Origin of the sequence: Methanospirillum sp., from assembly GCF_035406105.1 — an archaeon.
Classification (GTDB): domain Archaea; phylum Halobacteriota; class Methanomicrobia; order Methanomicrobiales; family Methanospirillaceae; genus Methanospirillum.
Genome location: NZ_DAONKG010000341.1, coordinates 1 through 1,641 on the forward strand (window position 1 = coordinate 1; position 1,641 = coordinate 1,641).

Below are 1,641 nucleotides of genomic sequence, written 5' to 3' on the forward strand. Positions count from 1 at the left end.
ATGTCATATGCGGCTGTCCGTCCCCGAAAGCAGCCTTTGAGTATACTACTTCGGCAAATCCTCAGGAATTTGTGTTCATAGATCGTTCCACCCATGATCCTTCTGTGAATCTATCGTGGCTGTGGGAGTTTGGAGATGGTACAACCTCAACGGAGCAGAACCCCACTCACATATACCCAAGTTGCAGCCAATATACAGTTCGACTGAAGGTGACGGCTGATTGCGGGAGTAGTAATGAGACGATTCAGAATGTCATATGCGGCTGTCCGTCCCCGAAAGCAGCCTTTGAGTATACTACTTCGGCCAATCCTCAGGAGTTTGTGTTCATAGATCGTTCCACCCATGTTCCTCATGTGAATCTATCGTGGTTGTGGGAGTTTGGAGATGGTACAACCTCAACAGAGCAGAACCCGACCCACACCTACCCAAGTTGCAGCCAATATACAGTCCGACTGAAGGTGACCGCTGATTGTGGAAGTAGTAATGACACCATACAGGATATCGTCTGTGGATGTCCGCCCCCGGTTCCTGACTTTGATTACAAATGCATTGGAGAACGAACTGTCAACTTTACCGACCTATCCAGAGGAATGGGCAATGGAATTAGGGCTTGGTACTGGGAGTTTGGAGATTTGAGGCAAGACAATATATCCGGACTACAAAACCCAACGCATCAGTATGATAATCCAGGGACCTATCCGGTCAATTTAACGGTATTCACCACCTGCAATTCATCAGCCCGGTGGACACGAGAGGTAACCGTCCCCTGCTGCCAGATGCCAGTTCCTGACTTTACCTACACCTGTCTTGAGGATGGGAATACCATCCAGTTCAATGATACCTCGAAGGTATTCGGAGATGCAATAACCCGTTGGATATGGGACTTTGGTGATAATGCGGGCTTATCGTCAGACAAGAACCCCGTCTATCGGTACAACCAGCCAGGAACCTACCTGGTTAACCTCACCATAACGACGACATGTGGTGCTCAAAACTCATGGATTCATAATATCACCGTCCCCTGTCTCTGTTCCCCGCCAATTGCTAACTTCACGAAGGAGATGGTCTCCTCAAAGCCCTTCACCATGAGATTTACCGATCAGTCGGTTCCGAACAGCAATTCAATCACATCATGGAACTGGTCATTTGGTGATGGTACAACTTACTCCGGTCAGAATCCCCCGGAAAAGACCTATAATTCCTGTGGTGAGTATCTGGTAAATCTCCGGGTAACGAATGACTGTGGACAGTACGATGACATGGATCAGCTGGTCTGCTGTCCGGTATTTGCAAACTTTACCTACCAGCTGGATCCCCCTGACGGAGATGCTCCGGTAACGGCCTATTTCACTGATCTGACAGAGGGAGAGCCGAATGCATGGCACTGGGACTTTGGAGACGGGAAAACGTCATATCTCCAAAACCCGGTACATATCTACAATGAAGGAGGGAATTATACCGTCACTCTCCATGCAACCAGTCCCTGTGGCGGGAATGAAACACATAGTAAAATCTTAACCTTTGGATGTCCGGAAGTCGTTGCAGACTTTAGTTATACCATCATCTCAGAGGATCCGTTCAATGTCTCATTCAGGGATCTCTCCTATGGTGGTGAGATTGTAGACTGGACCTGGTTCTTTG

The 1,641-nt window shown here is 48.3% G+C and carries 1 protein-coding gene and 1 pseudogene; both read left to right on the forward strand.

Features of this window, described 5'->3' with window-relative positions:
* Positions 1-71 precede the first annotated feature (71 nt).
* Positions 72-188 (forward strand): annotated as a pseudogene (locus PLA23_RS13265) (PKD domain-containing protein); the annotation flags it as partial.
* 21 nt (positions 189-209) lie between these two features.
* Positions 210-1,641, forward strand: a 1,432-nt coding sequence (locus tag PLA23_RS13270) for a PKD domain-containing protein (RefSeq protein WP_324475515.1), incomplete at its 3' end; no start/stop codon positions are given.